A 14,797-nucleotide genomic window follows, 5' to 3' on the forward strand; every position below is an offset into this window, starting at 1 on the left:
GCGAGCGGCAACCGCGAGGCGACGGCGCGACTTCGAGGCGGGCCTCTGCCGGAACGGGGGTCCGCTGGCCGCCTGGTTCAGGGGTGCGGGAGCGAGCGGCCCCCGCGAGGCGTATCCGCCGATCCGCGTGCCAGCGGATCGGCGTCGCCGGACGCAAGCCGCTCCACGGAACCCGACCACCCGACCGAGCCGACTGCGCGACGCCGCGCGAGGAGCGGCGTCGAACGAACTCAGCCGACCCCGTGCATCCAGACGACGGGGGCGAAGTCGCCGCCGTAGCGGAAGGGCTCGAGCTCGTCCTCCCATGCCTGGCCGAGGGCGAGGCGCAGCTCGCGGTGCAGCTCGATGGGGTCGGCGCCGGCGAGCTCCATGGCGGAGCGGATGCGGTCCTCGGGCACGACGGTGTTGCCCGCGCTGTCGGTCTGGGCGTAGAAGATGCCGAGCTCGGGCGTGTGCATCCAGCGGCCGCCGTCGACGCCGGGCGAGGGCTCCTCGGTGACCTCGTAGCGGACGTCGGCCCAGCCGCGGAGAGCGGAGGCGATGACGGCACCGGTTCCGACCGGGCCCTCCCAGGCGAACTCGGCGCGCAGTGTGCTGCGGAGCACGGGCTGCTCGATCCAGGCGAAGTTCACGGCACGACCCAGGGCGCGACCTGTCCCCCACTCGAGGTGGGGGCAGAGCGCGCGGGGGGCGGAGTGCACGAAGAGCACACCCCGAGTCTGCTGCGCCACCATGGTGTCCTCCGTTCGTCCCGGTGCGTCTTCCCCAACGACCCGGACCACGGAACACTCTGCGGTGCGCCTTCTTCGATTATGACGGTGGACGTGCCACCACGCCCGATCATGCAGGAGCGGCGGACCTCCGTCAAGGCGGCTCGCCGCGCCTGCTCGACCGGCCGTAGGCGGCTCCTGCCTATACTCGGGTCGTCCGCGCCGCCGGACGCCGCACACCGCCAGACGCCCGCCGGGAGGAGCACCGTGTCCGTCCGCGACGGCCTGCTCGCCCTGCTCACGCTCGGCCCCGCCTACGGCCTCCAGCTGCACGCCGAGCTCCTCGACCGTGCCGCGCACCGGCCCCGGGTCAACGTCGGCCAGATCTACTCGACGCTCGAGCGCCTGCGCGAGCGGGGCCTCGTCGTCTCGGCCGGGTCCACCGACGACGGCCTCCCCCTGCACGCGCTCACCGACGAGGGCCGCGCGGAGGCGGCCGCCTGGCTGACGGGTGACGGAGCGTCCCCGGAGGAGGACTGGGACGACGTCCTCGACCGGGTGCTGCTGGCCTCGAGCCTGTCCGGCGCCGACCTCGCCGCCGTCCTCGACGCGTACGAGAGCTCGCTGCCCGCCACCGCCGACGAGCAGGCGGAGGAGGAGGACGCGCACCCGCAGCGCCGCCTCGCCGCGATCGCCGCCGGCGTGCGGGAGGAGGCCCTGCGGCGCCTCCTCGAGGCGGCTCGCGACGAGCTCACGGGCGACGGGCCGGGACGGGGCGTCCGCGGATACGCTCTCGAGCGTCCCCGTCGGGGCCGTCGAGCCTCGAGCTAGGACGAGACAGGCGCGGGTGCCGTCGCCTAGGGTGGTTCGCATGTCCCGCACCCCCCTCGGTCTCCGCGTCCCCTCCCGGGCGCGCCGGCGCCTCGTCGCCGCCGGAGCGGGCACGGTCCTCGTCCTGTGCGCCGCCCTCGCCGCTCCGCTCTCCGCGTCCGCCGCCTACGACCCGTCCGACTACCCCTCGTGGTCCGATGTGGAGGCCGCGAAGTCGAGCGAGAGCGCCACCGCCGCCGAGGTCGACCGCATCACCGCCTTCCTCGCCGACCTGCGCGACCAGGCCGCCGCCCTCACCGACGCCGCCATCAGCCGGGCCGCCGAGGCGGACGCCGCGCAGAGCGCTCTCGACGAGGCGACCCAGCGCGTGAGCGCCCTGGAGGAGCGCGCCTCCGCCGCCCGCTCGGACGCCGACGCCGCGAAGGAGCAGGCCGGCCGTCTCGCCGCGCAGCTCTACCGCAACGGCGGGACCGATGCGACGCTCAACCTCCTCATCGGCGGCGACGAGTCGAGCGAGCTGCTCTACCGCCTCGGCACCATGACGCAACTCACCCAGCAGACCAGCCGGCTCCAGACCGCGGCGCAGTCGACCGAGAACCAGGCCGTCTCCCTCGCCGCTCAGGCCGAGCAGGCCCGGGGCGAGCGCGTCTCCCTCGCCACCGCCGCGGCCGACGCGCTCTCGGCCGCCCGCTCCGCTCAGGCCGAGGCCGACGCCAAGGTCGCCGACCAGGAGAAGTACAGCCAGGAGCTCTACACCCAGCTCGCCTCGCTCAAGAACACCACCGCCGAGATCGAGCGGGAGTACGCCGACGGCCAGGACGCGAAGTCGGCGTTCGAGGAGCAGCAGCGGCTCTCCCGCCTCGCCGCCGAGGCCGAGGCCGCCCGCCAGCGCGCCGCGTCGGCTCCCGCCGCGGCCGCCGCTCCGGCAGCGCCCTCCAACAGCGGAGGCGGAGGCGGCGGAGGAGGCGGCCCGGTCGAGCTCGGCGACGACGACCCGACCGGCGCGCGCAACAGCTCCGCCAAGACCATCGCCGCCCTCGGCACCTACGCCGGACGCACGGACGGCCTCTCCCCCGCGCAGGCCCAGGCCTACGCCCGCACCGCTGTCGGCCGCTTCGGCTGGGGCGCCGACCAGGTCGACCGGTGCCTCATCCCGCTGTGGAACGGCGAGTCGGGGTGGCGCTGGAACGCGCTGAACCGCTCCTCCGGCGCCTACGGCATCCCGCAGGCCCTCCCGGCGAGCAAGATGGCCAACTCGGGAGCCGACTACCAGACGAACGCGGCGACGCAGGTCGACTGGGGTCTCTCGTACATCAAGAGCGCCTACGGCTCGCCCTGCAACGCGTGGTCGAGCTGGAACAACCGCTCGCCGCACTGGTACTGATCCCGCGTCTCACTTCGCCTGGTCGTAGGAGTCGACGACGGCTACGGTGACCGGGAAGTCGACCTCGCCCTCTCCGAAGAGCGAGCGTCCGGCGCGCACCGCCGCCTCGCGGACGATCGCGGTGACCCGCTCGCCGACGTCGGCGGGAGCGTGCACGATCACCTCGTCGTGCAGGAAGTAGACGAGGTGCGCCCGGCCGACCGCGCCGCCCTCGGCGCGCAGTCGCGCCCGCAGCTCGCCCATCCAGCAGAGCGCCCACTCGGCCGCGGTCCCCTGCACCACGAAGTTGCGGGTGAAGCGTCCCCACTCGCGTGCCCGCGCCGCATCGGCCGAGAGCCCCTCGGGGCCGGGAGGCGAGCTGCGCCCGAGCCACGTCGAGACGCTCTCGCCGCGCTCCCCCGCCCGAGCCGCCGCCTCGACGTGCGCGACCGAGCGCGGGTAGGCACGGGCGAGCCTCGGGAGCAGCCGCCCGGCCTCCCCGCTCGTCGCCCCGTACATCGCCCCCAGCATCGCGACCTTCGCCCTCGGCCGGTCGGGGACCACGCCGGCGTCGACGATGCCCTGGTAGAGGTCGCGGCCCCGCCCGGCGGCGGCCATGGCCGAGTCGCCCGAGAGCGCGGCGAGGATGCGCGGCTCGAGCTGCGCGGCATCCGCGACCACGAGGCTCCAGCCCGGATCCGCGGTGACCGCGGCGCGGATCTGCCGCGGCAGCTGCAGCGCCCCTCCGCCCGAGGTCGCCCAGCGGCCGGTGACGACGCCGCCCACCACGTACTCCGGCCGGAACCGGCCGTCGCGCACCCACGCGTCGAGCCAGGCCCAGCCGTTAGCGGTGAGCAGCCGGGAGAGCTTCTTGTACTCCAGGAGGGGCGGCACCGCGGGGTGCTCGAGGGACTGCAGCTCCCAGGAGCGCGTCGACTCGACCGGCAGCCCCGCGCGCCGCAGCGCCTTGAGGAGCTCGGCCGGCGAGTCGGGGTTGAGCTCGGGCGCGCCGAGCTCGTCGCGCAGGCGGTCGGCCAGCGCCTCCAGCAGGGCCGGGCGGCCGCCGAAGAGCGGGCGGGGGCCGAGCATCCCGGTGAGCACCCGGTCGTGCACATCGGCGCGCCACGGCAGCCCCGCGTGGGCGATCTCGCGAGCGATCAGGGCGCCGACGGACTCGGCGGCGAGCAGCAGGCGGAGCCGGCCGGCCTCGGCGGCGCCGGAGAGCGCCTCCTCCTGCCGGGCCAGCTCGAGGACGGGGTCGAGCTCGTCGGAGCCGCCCGCCGCCTCCTCGAACCCGATCAGCGTGTCCTGCGCGGCGGGGGCCGCGGCTCCCTCGTCCCACGGGTCGAGGGGCGAGCGCGCGAGAGCCGATGAGGCGGCGGAGACCGAGCGGCGGAGGATCGCGCGGGCCAGCCGGAGGTCGTGGCACCGGGCGACGACCACCCCGGCCGACAGCAGTGCGGGGTACCAGCGCGCGGTGTCGTCCCAGACCCAGCGCGGGCGCTCCGGCTCCCGCTCCCGGACGAACGCCGCCAGCTCGGCCGGCCCCCTGCCGCTCCCGGCCTCGGCGCCGCCGACGGGGTCGACCGCCCGCCACGCCCCCGTGGGGCCGCCGACGAGTGCGAGGAGCATCGGGCCATTCTCCCCCGTGGCGGACACGGAGGCCGCCGTCGCGGGGACGGCAGGGCCCCTCTCGCTGAAGGAGTCACGGCGACGGCCGCGAGGGCGGGTAGCCGGGGAAGGGCTTCTCCTGCGCCGTCGGCGGCTGATGGGCCCACAGGGCGGCCGCGATGGTGTCCATCGAGCGGGAGTAGCCCACGAGCGTCCGCCTCTCCGGCTCGGCCGCCCAGGTCACCGCGCGGAACCAGGTCTCGCGGTACGGGCCGGTCTCGATGCGCCGCACCAGGCCGATCCGGCCGGTGCGCAGGGCGTCGACCATCACCCACTCGTCCTGCCCGCTGCTGCGCAGCATCTGGAGCGGACTCCACTCGATCATCGCGCCTCCCACCGGTCGATCCGCGGCCGTGGCGAGCACGAGCGCCGCGGCGTACACTCGCAGACTATCGAACACATGTTCGAACGGCCAACCGGGTCCGGCGAGTGAACGGGAGCACGACGATGGCGGTGATCGACGAGACGGCGCTGGTCTCGACCGACGGCGAGGGAGTGCCGATCGCGCTCGAGTGGCGGGGCGGGAGCTACCTGGTGACCGACCGGCCGACGGTGTGGACCTGCACGAGCGAGTGGTGGGCGCCCCTCGAGGGGTTCCCGCCGACGTTCGGGCGCACACCGGTGAGCATCGGCGGCTGGCGCTTCCAGGCGACGGACCTCGCGACCGGCGGAGCGTTCGTGCTCGACGTGGTCGCGTCGACGGAGCTGCAGTGGAGCGTGGTGCGGATCTACGAGTAGTGCCGGCGCGAGGCCGGCCGGGCGGCTACTTGTCGGCCGACCAGGGCGCCCGCGTCATGGCGATGAGAGCCGCGACTCCGGAGACGAGGCCGACACCGGCGATGGCGGACACGACGAGCCAGAGAACGAGTTCCATGCCACCAGTCTACCGAGCCCTGGAGCGGATCCTCTCCTCCCCGCTTCCATCCCCCGGCTGTGGAATAGCCTGGGCAGAGTGACCGACGCCCCCACCCGCGCGAGTGTCGGACTGCGCTCGGAGCGCGGCCCGATCCTGCTGTCCCTGATGATCTCGACCGCTCTGGTCGCCCTCGACGCCACGATCCTCTCGACGGCCGTGCCGTCCATCGTCGCCGACCTGGGGGGCTTCGAGCAGTTCCCCTGGCTGTTCTCGATCTACCTGCTGGCCCAGGCGGTCTCGGTCCCCCTCTACGGCAAGCTCGCCGACGTGATCGGGCGCAAGCCCATCATGCTGATCGGCATCGCCCTGTTCCTGGTCGGCTCGCTCCTGTGCGGCCTCGCCTGGAGCATGCCCGCGCTGATCGCGTTCCGAGCCCTGCAGGGCCTGGGGGCCGGAGCGATCCAGCCGATGGGCATCACCATCGCCGGCGACATCTACACGGTCGCCGAGCGTGCGAAGACCCAGGGCTACCTCGCGAGCGTCTGGGGCATCTCCTCTGTCGTCGGGCCGACCCTCGGCGGCGTGCTCTCGGACCTGGGCGCCTGGCGCGGCATCTTCCTCGTCAACATCCCCCTGTGCCTCCTGGCGGCGTTCCTCCTGATCCGCAGCTTCCGCGAGACCACGCGGGGCGAGAAGCAGCGGATCGACGTGGCGGGCGCCTCCGTGCTCGCCGTGGGTACCGCGCTGCTCATCCTCGGGCTGCTCGAGGGCGGCAGCGCCTGGCCGTGGCTCTCCCCCGCCGGAGTCGGCGTGTTCGTCGTCTCGGCCCTCGCGTTCGCCGGCTTCGTCGCGATCGAGCGGCGAGCTGCCGCCCCGGTGCTCCCCCTCTGGTTCCTCACGCGGCGCGTGCTGATCTCGACCAGCCTGGTCTCGGTGTCCGTCGGCGCGATCACGCTCGGCGTCACCTCGTACTTCCCGACCTTCGCGCAGGGCGTGCTCGGCAGTTCCGCCCTCGGCGCGGGCTTCGCCGTCGCGGCGATGACGCTCGGCTGGCCGGTCGCGGCGAGCCTGTCGGGCCGGCTCTACCTGCGCATCGGCTTCCGCAACACGGGCTTCCTCGGAGCGGGGCTCGTCGTGATCGGCACGGCGCTGACCGTCCTGCTCGGCGCCTCCTCGACGCTGTGGGAGATCGCCGGCTTCTGCGTGCTGATCGGCGCCGGCATGGGGCTCGTGGCGACTCCGACGCTGATCCGGGCGCAGTCGAGCGTCGACTGGAACGAGCGCGGAGTGGTCTCCTCGACCAACTTCTTCGCCCGGAACATCGGCAGCGCCGTCGCCGTGGCCGTGTTCGGCGCGATCGTGAACGCGAAGGCGGGCGGCGGCGTCCCCGCACCGGCGGACCTCGCCGAGGGCACCCGCTTCGTCTGCATCGCGCTCACGGTCCTCGCCGTGGGCATGCTCGCTGCGGTCTGGGCGATGCCGAAGGAGGGGCGCACCGCGCCCGGAGAGGATCGGGCGGCGGAGGCCGAGCCCGACGCGGCCCGGCCGGACGCGGCCCAGCCCTAGCCTTCAGGCGGCGCCGTCGGTTCTCGTCGTCAGCCGGAGCGGCGCGCCGCGGCCGTCGCTCGCAGGCGGTCGCGGTGGGTGCGGCGCACCCGGTGCGTCCAGCGCTGCAGGGACGACCCCATCCCGGGGTGCCGCGCCAGCGTGTGGAGAGCGCGGTCGAACCGGCGGAGCATGTCCGCGAAGGCGCCGAAGGGGCGGGCCGAGATGCCGACCTCGAGGTGGCGGTCGAGCACGATCCGGTGTCTGAGTCCCAGGTGCACGCTGATCTCGACGTCGTCGTGCACGTAGGCGTCGTGCCGGTGCATCTCCTCCGCGATCTCCTCCCACGCCGACCGGCGGACGGCGCAGTTGGAGCCGAAGAGCGGCCAGTTGGCCAGCGCCGACCCCATCAGCACGAAGTAGGCGTCCATGTAGGCGACCCGCGCGATCACCCGGGCGATCGGGCCGAGCTCGTCGAAGCGTCCGGGACCGGTCACCGCTCCGACCTCGGGATCGGCGAAGTGGCCGGCCAGGCGCGCCAGCCAGTCGGGTCCCGGGCGGGAGTCGGCGTCGAGCCGTGCGAGGACGTCGCCGTGCGCCTCGTCGAAGCCGTGCGCCGTGCTCGCCGGGATCCCGGCTCCGTCGTGCCGCACCACCCGCGCGCCCGCCGCTCGCGCGACGGCGGCGCTGTCGTCGGTGCTCCCGTCGTCGACGACGACGATCTCGAACGGAGCGAGCGTCTGCTCGCGGAGGAGCTCGAGCAGCTGCTCGAGGTGGCGGGCGTCGTCCTTCACGGGGACGACGACCGAGATGCGCCGGTGATCCATCCGCCCAGTCAACGCGATCGGGGCGCTCAGCGGGGACACCGCCACGCGTCTCGCGCGAGCCCGGACCTGTCAACCGGCTCCAGAGCGCGTCGGATCCCCTGATGGGATCGACCCGTGTCCGCCGGATCGGCGGCCCGATCGAGACAGGAGACGACATGACCCAGGGACCTCGAGACTTCCGGCCCACCCGTGCACTGGTGACCGCCTCTGACTCCGGCATCGGCCGGGCGACCGCGGTGGCACTGGCCGAGGCGGGCATGGACGTCGGCATCACCTGGCACAGCGACGAGGAGGGCGCGCAGGGCACGGCGGAGGAGATTCGCTCCCTCGGCCGGCGCGCCGAGATCGCGCGCCTCGACACGACGGATCTGGAGGGCGCGGGCGACGTGATCGACGACCTCGCGGATCGACTGGGCGGGCTCGACGTCGCCGTCAGCAATGCGGGCGGAGGCGGAGGCGAGCCCTTCCTCAGAGCCTCGACAGCTGGCGCTCGACCGTCGCCCTGAACCTCGACGGAGCGTTCGTCTGCCTCCAGCGCGCCGCGCGGCGCATGGCGGCCCAGGGAAAGGGCGGCAGGATCATCGCGGTCACCAGCGTCCACGAGCACCAGCCGCGGGTCGGCTCCGTCGCCTACACCGCCGCCAAGCACGGGCTGGGCGGCCTGCTGAAGGTCGCCGCACTCGAGCTCGGCTCCCTCGGCATCGCCGTCAACGCCGTCGCCCCCGGGGAGATCGCGACGCCGATGAACGACGCCGAGGATGTGGACCCCGTCACGATCGACCGCCCCGGCATCCCCCTCGGCCGCCCCGGCGACGCCCGCGAGATCGCGGCGGTAGTCGCCTTCCTGGCCTCTCCCGCCGCCTCCTACATCACCGGATCCTCGTACGTCGTGGACGGCGGGATGCTGCAGATGGGGCCGCAGGCCGGCTCCCACCTCCGGCAGGACGACTGGCGCGAGGCCTGAGCCGCCGACCACGGCGCCCGCCCGCCGGGTACTCTCGAAGAGGTGCTCCGGCGGGCGGGGCGCCTGCTCCGGGATGTAGGTGACGCACGTGTGGTTCCGGCGTCGACGCAGGTTCAAGATGGAGCCGTACGACCCCGATGAGAACCCGTCGCGCGAGCCCGCCTCCGTCGAGGAGGCCGCCGAGGAGGGCCTGATGCTCGCGCAGTACGCGAGCCGGATGGCCGTGAAGAACCGTGTGCTGATGGACGGCCTCGGTGCTGACGTCCCCTTCGACTCGGGCCGCTACTCCGTCGTCGCCGCGGAGGAGCTCGAGAAGCTGGCGCGCGAGTCCGAGGCAGCCGCCGAGCGCCTGCGCGGCATCGCCGCCGACGTGACCTCGGTGGGCGGCCGCTCCGACCACGTGCACGACTACCGCTCGGCCGACGTCGACAACCTCGACCACCGCGAGCGGCTCTCGCTCCTGGTCGCCGACTCCCTCCACAGGCGTGCGCAGGACGAGGAGTACCTCGCGACGCTCGTCGACGACGCCCGTCAGGACGCGTGGCGCGAGCTCGCCCAGTCGATCGAGGAGACCCTCGACCGCACCTCGCGGATCGACCCGGACGACGAGGAGTACCGCCGCGACCGCTCGGTGCGGATGGCGCTCGTGGTCGTCGACGACCTGGTCAAGCTGGCGGAGGAGCGCGGCGTCCGCCTCGAGGACTGACGGGCTCGTCGTGGGACGCCGGGACGGGGCTCAGGCCCAGCCGGCGCGGAACGACTCGGTCGCCTCGGCGGAGCGCTCCCGGACCGACTCCAGCAGCTCCTCCATGGTGGAGCTGCGGAGGAACGCGAGGCGGTCGAGCTCGGTGACCGGTGCGACGCCGGCGAGCTGCCAGGCGTGCGCGGCCGGATCCTCGGCGAGCTCGACGACCGCGCCGTAGCGCTGCTCGACGAACTCGCTCGCGACCGCCAGTGCCGTGCGGACCGCCGATTCCGCCGCGGCCAGCGCGGGGGCGTGCTTCTCGTCCCACTCCAGATCGGGCAGGAGCCGGACCTCGGCGCGTGGGTACGGGTCGTCCTCGTACCAGCGGACGACCTCGAAGCGCTCCTCGCCGACCGAGTCGAGCGTGACGAACGACTCCGCCCCGTCGATGTTCAGGATGCGCGCGCGGGCACCGACCGCGAACCGCTGGTCGCCGCCGCCCACCTCCTGGCCGCGCTCGATGAGCACGACGCCGAACGCGAGGGTCTCGTCCTCGAGGACGTCGCCGAGCATCCGCAGGTACCGCGGCTCGAACAGCCGGAGCGGGAGCGGCATGTGCGGCAGGAGCACGGAGCCGAGCGGGAACATCGGAAGGTCAGGCACAGGATCAGGCAATCACGTCGAGCGGGGAGCGGCCAGTACGGGCGCGGCGCGTCGGGACGTGCTAGCGCATCGCGCCACCGCGTCGTCCGCTCGCGAATGCTCGCCACGCCTCGGACGATCTCCGACGGCCCGGCCCCGCCCGCGAGGCTCCCACCCAGACTGGGAGCATGGATCTCGCCGAACTCCGAGCCGTCGTCCGCGCGGACCTGGCCGCCAAGGGCCACGCCTCCGACCGGCTCACCGTCCTCGTCCTCCGACTCGGGCAGTACTCGAGCTCTCGGAGGACCAGACTCCCCCTCCACCTCGTCTACCGCCTCGCCGACCTCGTCTGGACCCGCATGATCGTCGGAGCGGAGCTGCCGCCGACCGCTCAGGTCGGGCCCGGCCTGCGACTCCCCCACTGGGGCCGCGGCGTGATCCTGCACCCGCGCACGGTCATCGGGAGGAACGCGTTCATCTACCACGGCGTCACCATCGGCGAGTCGAAGGGCCGTACCCCCGTCATCGGCGACGACGTCTACATCGGAGCCCGCGCGACGATCGTCGGGGACGTGACCGTCGGCGACCGTGTGCGGATCGGAGCCGGCGCCGTCGTCGTCCGCGACGTCGCCTCCGACTCGTCCGCGGTCGGCGTGCCGGCGAGGACCGCGTCGGCGCCGTCCTGAGGCACGGCCCGTCGGCCTGACGGGGCCGGACCATCCGCTCCGACGAGAACGACATCAGGTGGAGGCCCGACCCGGCGCTGGAGAGGAGGAACGACCGCGGGTGGAGCGGAGTAGGGCGTACGGGACTTGAACCCGTGACCGACGGATTATGAGTCCGCTGCTCTGACCGGCTGAGCTAACGCCCCGCGGCGGCCGTCCGAGCGGCCGTCAGGTGGCGGCGGGTGCGGACGCTGCGTCGGAGGCCGGATCGGCCACCGGCTCCCCACGATACAGGCTCTCGAAGGTGCTGATCGTGCGGTTGATGTCGTGCGAGGCGACGATGCGGAGGGAGGCGCGCTTCATCGCCTCGAGGTCCTCCTGATCGGCCGTGAGCACGGCGGTGAGGCGCTCGGCGAGGGCCTCGGCGCTGCCCGGAGCGAAGAGGTAGCCGTTCTCGCCGTCGTGCACGAGGTGCGGGAGGGCCATCGCGTCGGCGGCGACGACGGGGAGGGCCGAGGCCATCGCCTCCATCGTCGCGATGCTCTGCAGCTCGGCGATGGACGGCATGGCGAACACGGTGGCGCGGGTGTACGCCTCCTTGAGCTCGGCGTCCGAGACGTAGCCGGTGAAGCGGACGCGGTCGGCGATGCCGAGGGTCGCGGCGAGCTGCTGGAGGTTGCGCATCTGGTCGCCGCCGCCGACGATCTCGAGCTTCGCGTCGAGCGCCGGATCGAGCAGGGCGACCGCGCGGAGCAGGACGTCGATGTGCTTCTCGCCGGTCACGCGGCCGACGAAGAGGATCGAGTCGCCGGCGCGGGCCGAGAAGTCGGGCGTGTAGTTGTCGGCGTCGATGCCGCAGGAGATGGCGTGGACGCCCCGGAGGCCCGTGTACTTCTCGAGGAACTGCGCGGCCTTGCGGGTCGGCGTGGTGACCGCCTCCGCCCGGCCGAAGGTGCGGCGCGCGGCCCGCCACGCCATCGCCACGGCCTTGGCCTGCACGGCCTTCGGCAGGAGGGTGAACTCGAGCATGTTCTCGGGCATGAAGTGGTTCGTGCCGACGATGCGGATGCCGCGCTTGGCCGCCTCGATCCCGAGGCCGCGGCCGACGATGATGTGCGACTGGAAGTGCACGACGTCGGGCTTCACCTCGTCGAGGATGCGCGCGCTGTTCTGCCGGATGCGCCACGGCATCGCGAAGCGCAGCCAGTCGTGCGGGTACCAGCGCCAGCTGTAGAGCCGGTGCACGATGATCCGCTGGCCCTCGTGCGTCTCGACCCGGGTGCCGCTCCAGCCGTCGGCCGAGGGGGCGACGACGTGGACCTCGTGGCCGCGCTGCGCGAGACCGGCGGCGAGGCGCTCGGCGAACTTCGCGGCTCCGTTCACGTCGGGAGCGAAGGTGTCGCAGCCGATCACGACCGTCAGCGGTCGGGAGTCGGGCGATCCCGGTCGGGACGCGTCGCGGGGATCTGACACGGGAGTTCCTATCGGTGTCGTGCCGCTCGGGGAGAGAAGGGAGCGATCGGCGGAGGTCGGTCGGTTTCGTGGCTCTCGGCGCGGACCCATTGTAGGCAGAGGACTCCTCACCACTCGGGATCCCGCGCCGTCAGCGCGCCTGCGGGTGGTGCTTGGCGAGGAGGAAGACGCCGTAGATGGCGACGGCACCGGCCGCGATGAAGAGCGGGATCGCCCACGGGGCCGCGTACTGCGCCTCCCCGAGCACGACGATGCCGATCGCGACGGCGACCAGCGGGTCGATGACGGTGAGGCCCGCGACGACGAGGTCCGGCGGGCCGGAGGAGTAGGCGTTCTGAACGAAGTACCCGCCGAGCGCGGTCGCGGCCAGGAGCGCCACGATGCAGACCACCGTCAGCGGGTCGAACTCGCCGTACTTGATGCGGTTGAGCACGACCTTCGCGAGAGTCGCGACGAAGCCGTAGACCACTCCGGCGCCCACGATGTAGAAGATCGCCTTCGCTCCGCGACGGAAGACGCGGAAGGCGATGACGAAGACCGTGAGCACCACGGCGAGGATCACGAGGATCGTGATGAGCTCGGGCGTCTGGATGGACTTGTCGACCGCGTTGAACGCCGCCACGAGGACGAACGTGCCGACGCCTCCGACGCACAGCACGATCGCCCGGATCGACGCCGCGTTCAGGCGCACCCGGCTGACCCGCGCGTTGACGACCGCGGTGATCACGAGCGCCACCGCTCCGAGCGGCTGCACCACGATGAGCGGGGAGAAGCCGAGGCTCGTCAGCTGGAAGACGATCGCGAGACCCAGGAGCAGGGTGCCGATCACCCACGAGGGGCGCGAGAGCAGCGCGACCAGCTGGCCGCCGCTGAGCCCGGAGGAGCCGGAGCGCTTCGAGAACCGCTCCACCTTCGCCACTCCCCGGTGCTGGAACTGCGCGCCGAGGGAGAGGAACACCGCGCCCACGAGAGCGATCGGGATGCCGATGAACTTCGCCGGGTCGTTGAGGAGTTCGGCGAGATCGGCGGGCATGGGGTCGACCCTACCCAGAACGCCTCCGGGAGTCCTCCGACGCACGGGTGAGGGGCTGAGCCCAGCGGATGATCCTCGCGGACCCGGTCGGCGGCCCCGCGGTACCCTGTCCCCCATGGCCGTCCTCCCCATCCGCATCGCCGGCGACCCCGTCCTGCACTCCCCCGCCGCCCCCGTCACCGAGTTCGACGATGCGCTGCGCACCCTCGTCGCCGACATGTTCGAGACGATGGACACCGCCCCCGGAGTCGGCCTCGCCGGCCCGCAGGTCGGCGTCCCGCTGCGCCTGTTCGTCTACGACTACGCCGACGACGACGGCACCCCCCGCCGCGGCGTCGCGATCAACCCCGAGCTGTTCGTCACGCCGACCCCGCTCGGCGAGGCGGACGAGGACACGGAGTCGGAGGGGTGCCTCTCCTTCCCCGGCGAGCGCTTCCCGCTCCGCCGCTCCGAGCGGGCGATCCTCCGCGCGGTCGACCTCGAGCAGGAGCCGTTCGAGATCGTCGCGGACGGCTGGTTCGCCCGCGTGTTCCAGCACGAGTTCGACCACCTCGACGGCGTGCTCTACATCGACCGCCTCGAGCACGACTACCACAAGGCGGTCGCGAAGATCACCCGGAAGCGCGGCTGGGGCGGCCCCGGCGTCTCGTGGCTGCCCGGCGTGGAGCACCTCGAGGACTGACTCAGGCCAGGTCGACCCCGTGCACGCCGTTGTGGTGGCGGATCGCGGGGAACGAGGCGGTGACGCTCCGGCCGACGCCGGGCGTCCGCTTCTCGGTCACGTCACCGCCGAAGAGGGCGGCCCGCTCGCGCAGCTCGGCGAGCGCGGGGCTGTCGATGCGCTCGGTGAGCGAGCGCAGATCCGCCTCGAGAGCGCTGGCGTCCTGCTCCGCAGCGCCGTGCTGCTCGCGGTCGTCGTCGACCTCCACCCGGAGGCCGGTGGTCGTCCATCGGGAGCTGATGCGGACCTCGGTCCCCGCGCCGCCGGTCTCCAGCGCCGAGTCGAAGGCGTACTCGAGCACCCGGAGCACGGCCACCTCGGCGCCGTCCTGCAGCGGGAACGGCTCGCCGAACGACTCCTCGCGGACGCTCAGGCCTCGCTCGCGGGCGCCCTCGATCAGGGGGACGGAGCCGCCGGTGCGCGGCAGCTCCCCCGGATCGACGGAGGCGACGGTCGCGATGCGGCGCAGCTGCGCCATCGAGGCCTCGGCCGCCCGCACGGCACGCTGCGCCGACCGCGCGGCTGCGGCGGGGTCGCGGTCGATCGTGAGCCGGACGCTCTCGGCCTCCTCGACGACGTGCGCGGCGCTGCGGACCGCGAGCTGCTCGAGCTCGCCGACGATGCGGAGCCTCGCCTCCTGCTCGCCGACCGCCAGCTCGAGGCGGACGACGCGCGCCGCCTCTTCCGCACGGCTCTCGGCGGCACGGCGCTCGGCGCCGACGGCGCGGCGCCACAGCACGACGACCGCGACCAGGGCGATCAGGGCGAGGACGAGGACGACTTCGAGCACGACGGCCTCCGGGGGGACGGG

15 protein-coding genes, 1 tRNA gene and 1 pseudogene are annotated in these 14,797 nt (G+C 73.5%); 8 read left to right on the forward strand and 9 right to left on the reverse strand.

Going from position 1 to position 14,797, the window contains the following annotated elements:
- Window positions 1-230: 230 nt before the first annotated feature.
- Window positions 231-734, reverse strand: coding sequence for a DUF3145 domain-containing protein (locus tag C5C74_RS04100; protein ID WP_104226674.1), 504 nt, complete (start codon window positions 732-734; stop codon window positions 231-233).
- A 243-nt stretch (window positions 735-977) separates the two neighbouring features.
- Between C5C74_RS04100 and C5C74_RS04105 the strand changes: the two genes are divergently transcribed.
- Together C5C74_RS04105 and C5C74_RS04110 are read left to right on the forward strand one after the other, a co-directional pair.
- Window positions 978-1,541: a PadR family transcriptional regulator gene (locus C5C74_RS04105; RefSeq protein WP_181074586.1), complete on the forward strand. Its 564-nt coding sequence runs from the start codon at window positions 978-980 to the stop codon at window positions 1,539-1,541.
- A gap of 40 nt (window positions 1,542-1,581) precedes the next feature.
- Window positions 1,582-2,925, forward strand: a complete 1,344-nt coding sequence (locus tag C5C74_RS04110) for a hypothetical protein (RefSeq protein ID WP_258064091.1) — start codon at window positions 1,582-1,584, stop codon at window positions 2,923-2,925.
- A 9-nt stretch (window positions 2,926-2,934) separates the two neighbouring features.
- On the opposite strand, the gene C5C74_RS04115 is transcribed toward C5C74_RS04110, so the two are convergent.
- The gene (locus tag C5C74_RS04115) at window positions 2,935-4,536 is read right to left on the reverse strand and encodes a bifunctional 3'-5' exonuclease/DNA polymerase (protein ID WP_104351024.1); all 1,602 of its coding nucleotides are present in this window, start codon (window positions 4,534-4,536) and stop codon (window positions 2,935-2,937) included.
- Between the two features lie 73 nt (window positions 4,537-4,609).
- On the reverse strand, window positions 4,610-4,957 hold the full coding sequence (locus C5C74_RS04120; protein WP_104223458.1) for a hypothetical protein: 348 nt from the start codon (window positions 4,955-4,957) through the stop codon (window positions 4,610-4,612).
- Between the two features lie 47 nt (window positions 4,958-5,004).
- Here C5C74_RS04120 and C5C74_RS04125 point away from each other — a divergent pair, with 47 nt between their 5' ends.
- The gene (locus C5C74_RS04125; RefSeq protein ID WP_146083006.1) at window positions 5,005-5,313 is read left to right on the forward strand and encodes a hypothetical protein; all 309 of its coding nucleotides are present in this window, start codon (window positions 5,005-5,007) and stop codon (window positions 5,311-5,313) included.
- Window positions 5,314-5,596: 283 nt separating this feature from the next.
- Complete coding sequence (locus C5C74_RS04130) at window positions 5,597-6,997, forward strand: MDR family MFS transporter (protein WP_104351043.1); 1,401 nt, start codon at window positions 5,597-5,599, stop codon at window positions 6,995-6,997.
- Window positions 6,998-7,026: 29 nt separating this feature from the next.
- Here the strand turns inward: C5C74_RS04130 and C5C74_RS04135 are convergent, their stop codons facing one another.
- Entirely contained in the window at window positions 7,027-7,803 is a 777-nt protein-coding gene (locus C5C74_RS04135) for a glycosyltransferase family 2 protein (RefSeq protein WP_104223456.1), read from the reverse strand.
- A gap of 155 nt (window positions 7,804-7,958) precedes the next feature.
- On the opposite strand from C5C74_RS04135, the pseudogene C5C74_RS04140 reads away from it, so the two are divergent.
- Together C5C74_RS04140 and C5C74_RS04145 are read left to right on the forward strand one after the other, a co-directional pair.
- Window positions 7,959-8,767, forward strand: a pseudogene (locus C5C74_RS04140) (SDR family oxidoreductase).
- 118 nt (window positions 8,768-8,885) lie between these two features.
- Complete coding sequence (locus tag C5C74_RS04145) at window positions 8,886-9,473, forward strand: hypothetical protein (RefSeq protein ID WP_104351026.1); 588 nt, start codon at window positions 8,886-8,888, stop codon at window positions 9,471-9,473.
- Between the two features lie 30 nt (window positions 9,474-9,503).
- On the opposite strand, the gene C5C74_RS04150 is transcribed toward C5C74_RS04145, so the two are convergent.
- A complete protein-coding gene (locus C5C74_RS04150) occupies window positions 9,504-10,115 on the reverse strand; it encodes an LON peptidase substrate-binding domain-containing protein (RefSeq protein WP_244229436.1) in 612 nt (203 codons plus the stop codon).
- A gap of 167 nt (window positions 10,116-10,282) precedes the next feature.
- Here C5C74_RS04150 and C5C74_RS04155 point away from each other — a divergent pair, with 167 nt between their 5' ends.
- On the forward strand, window positions 10,283-10,780 hold the full coding sequence (locus C5C74_RS04155; RefSeq protein ID WP_104351027.1) for a serine acetyltransferase: 498 nt from the start codon (window positions 10,283-10,285) through the stop codon (window positions 10,778-10,780).
- 111 nt (window positions 10,781-10,891) lie between these two features.
- Here C5C74_RS04155 and C5C74_RS04160 read toward each other — a convergent pair.
- From C5C74_RS04160 to C5C74_RS04170, 3 genes are all read right to left on the reverse strand, one after another.
- Window positions 10,892-10,965 (reverse strand) — tRNA-Ile (locus C5C74_RS04160).
- Window positions 10,966-10,987: 22 nt separating this feature from the next.
- Window positions 10,988-12,232: a glycosyltransferase gene (locus C5C74_RS04165; RefSeq protein ID WP_258060483.1), complete on the reverse strand. Its 1,245-nt coding sequence runs from the start codon at window positions 12,230-12,232 to the stop codon at window positions 10,988-10,990.
- A 130-nt stretch (window positions 12,233-12,362) separates the two neighbouring features.
- Window positions 12,363-13,265, reverse strand: a complete 903-nt coding sequence (locus C5C74_RS04170; protein ID WP_104223451.1) for a DMT family transporter — start codon at window positions 13,263-13,265, stop codon at window positions 12,363-12,365.
- Between the two features lie 115 nt (window positions 13,266-13,380).
- On the opposite strand from C5C74_RS04170, the gene def reads away from it, so the two are divergent.
- Entirely contained in the window at window positions 13,381-13,947 is a 567-nt protein-coding gene (gene def, locus C5C74_RS04175) for a peptide deformylase (protein ID WP_104351029.1), read from the forward strand.
- A gap of 1 nt (window position 13,948) precedes the next feature.
- Here def and C5C74_RS04180 read toward each other — a convergent pair whose 3' ends face one another.
- Window positions 13,949-14,776 carry a hypothetical protein gene (locus tag C5C74_RS04180; RefSeq protein WP_104319732.1) on the reverse strand — a complete coding sequence of 276 codons (828 nt, stop codon included), beginning with the start codon at window positions 14,774-14,776 and terminating at the stop codon, window positions 13,949-13,951.
- Between the last annotated feature and the right edge of the window lie 21 nt (window positions 14,777-14,797).

This window comes from Rathayibacter sp. AY1E8 (assembly GCF_002931415.1).
Classification (GTDB): domain Bacteria; phylum Actinomycetota; class Actinomycetes; order Actinomycetales; family Microbacteriaceae; genus Rathayibacter.

What these genes read in the sequence shown, in the direction of transcription:
- C5C74_RS04130 (WP_104351043.1), top strand. Translation starts at nt 5,597, where the DNA reads ATGATCTCGACCGCTCTGGTCGCCCTCGACGCCACGATCCTCTCGACG.
- C5C74_RS04145 (WP_104351026.1), top strand. Translation starts at nt 8,886, where the DNA reads ATGGAGCCGTACGACCCCGATGAGAACCCGTCGCGCGAGCCCGCCTCC.
- C5C74_RS04115 (WP_104351024.1), bottom strand. Translation starts at nt 4,536, where the DNA reads ATGCTCCTCGCACTCGTCGGCGGCCCCACGGGGGCGTGGCGGGCGGTC.
- C5C74_RS04155 (WP_104351027.1), top strand. Translation starts at nt 10,283, where the DNA reads ATGGATCTCGCCGAACTCCGAGCCGTCGTCCGCGCGGACCTGGCCGCC.
- C5C74_RS04170 (WP_104223451.1), bottom strand. Translation starts at nt 13,265, where the DNA reads ATGCCCGCCGATCTCGCCGAACTCCTCAACGACCCGGCGAAGTTCATC.
- C5C74_RS04100 (WP_104226674.1), bottom strand. Translation starts at nt 734, where the DNA reads ATGGTGGCGCAGCAGACTCGGGGTGTGCTCTTCGTGCACTCCGCCCCC.
- def (WP_104351029.1), top strand. Translation starts at nt 13,381, where the DNA reads ATGGCCGTCCTCCCCATCCGCATCGCCGGCGACCCCGTCCTGCACTCC.
- C5C74_RS04135 (WP_104223456.1), bottom strand. Translation starts at nt 7,803, where the DNA reads ATGGATCACCGGCGCATCTCGGTCGTCGTCCCCGTGAAGGACGACGCC.
- C5C74_RS04110 (WP_258064091.1), top strand. Translation starts at nt 1,582, where the DNA reads ATGTCCCGCACCCCCCTCGGTCTCCGCGTCCCCTCCCGGGCGCGCCGG.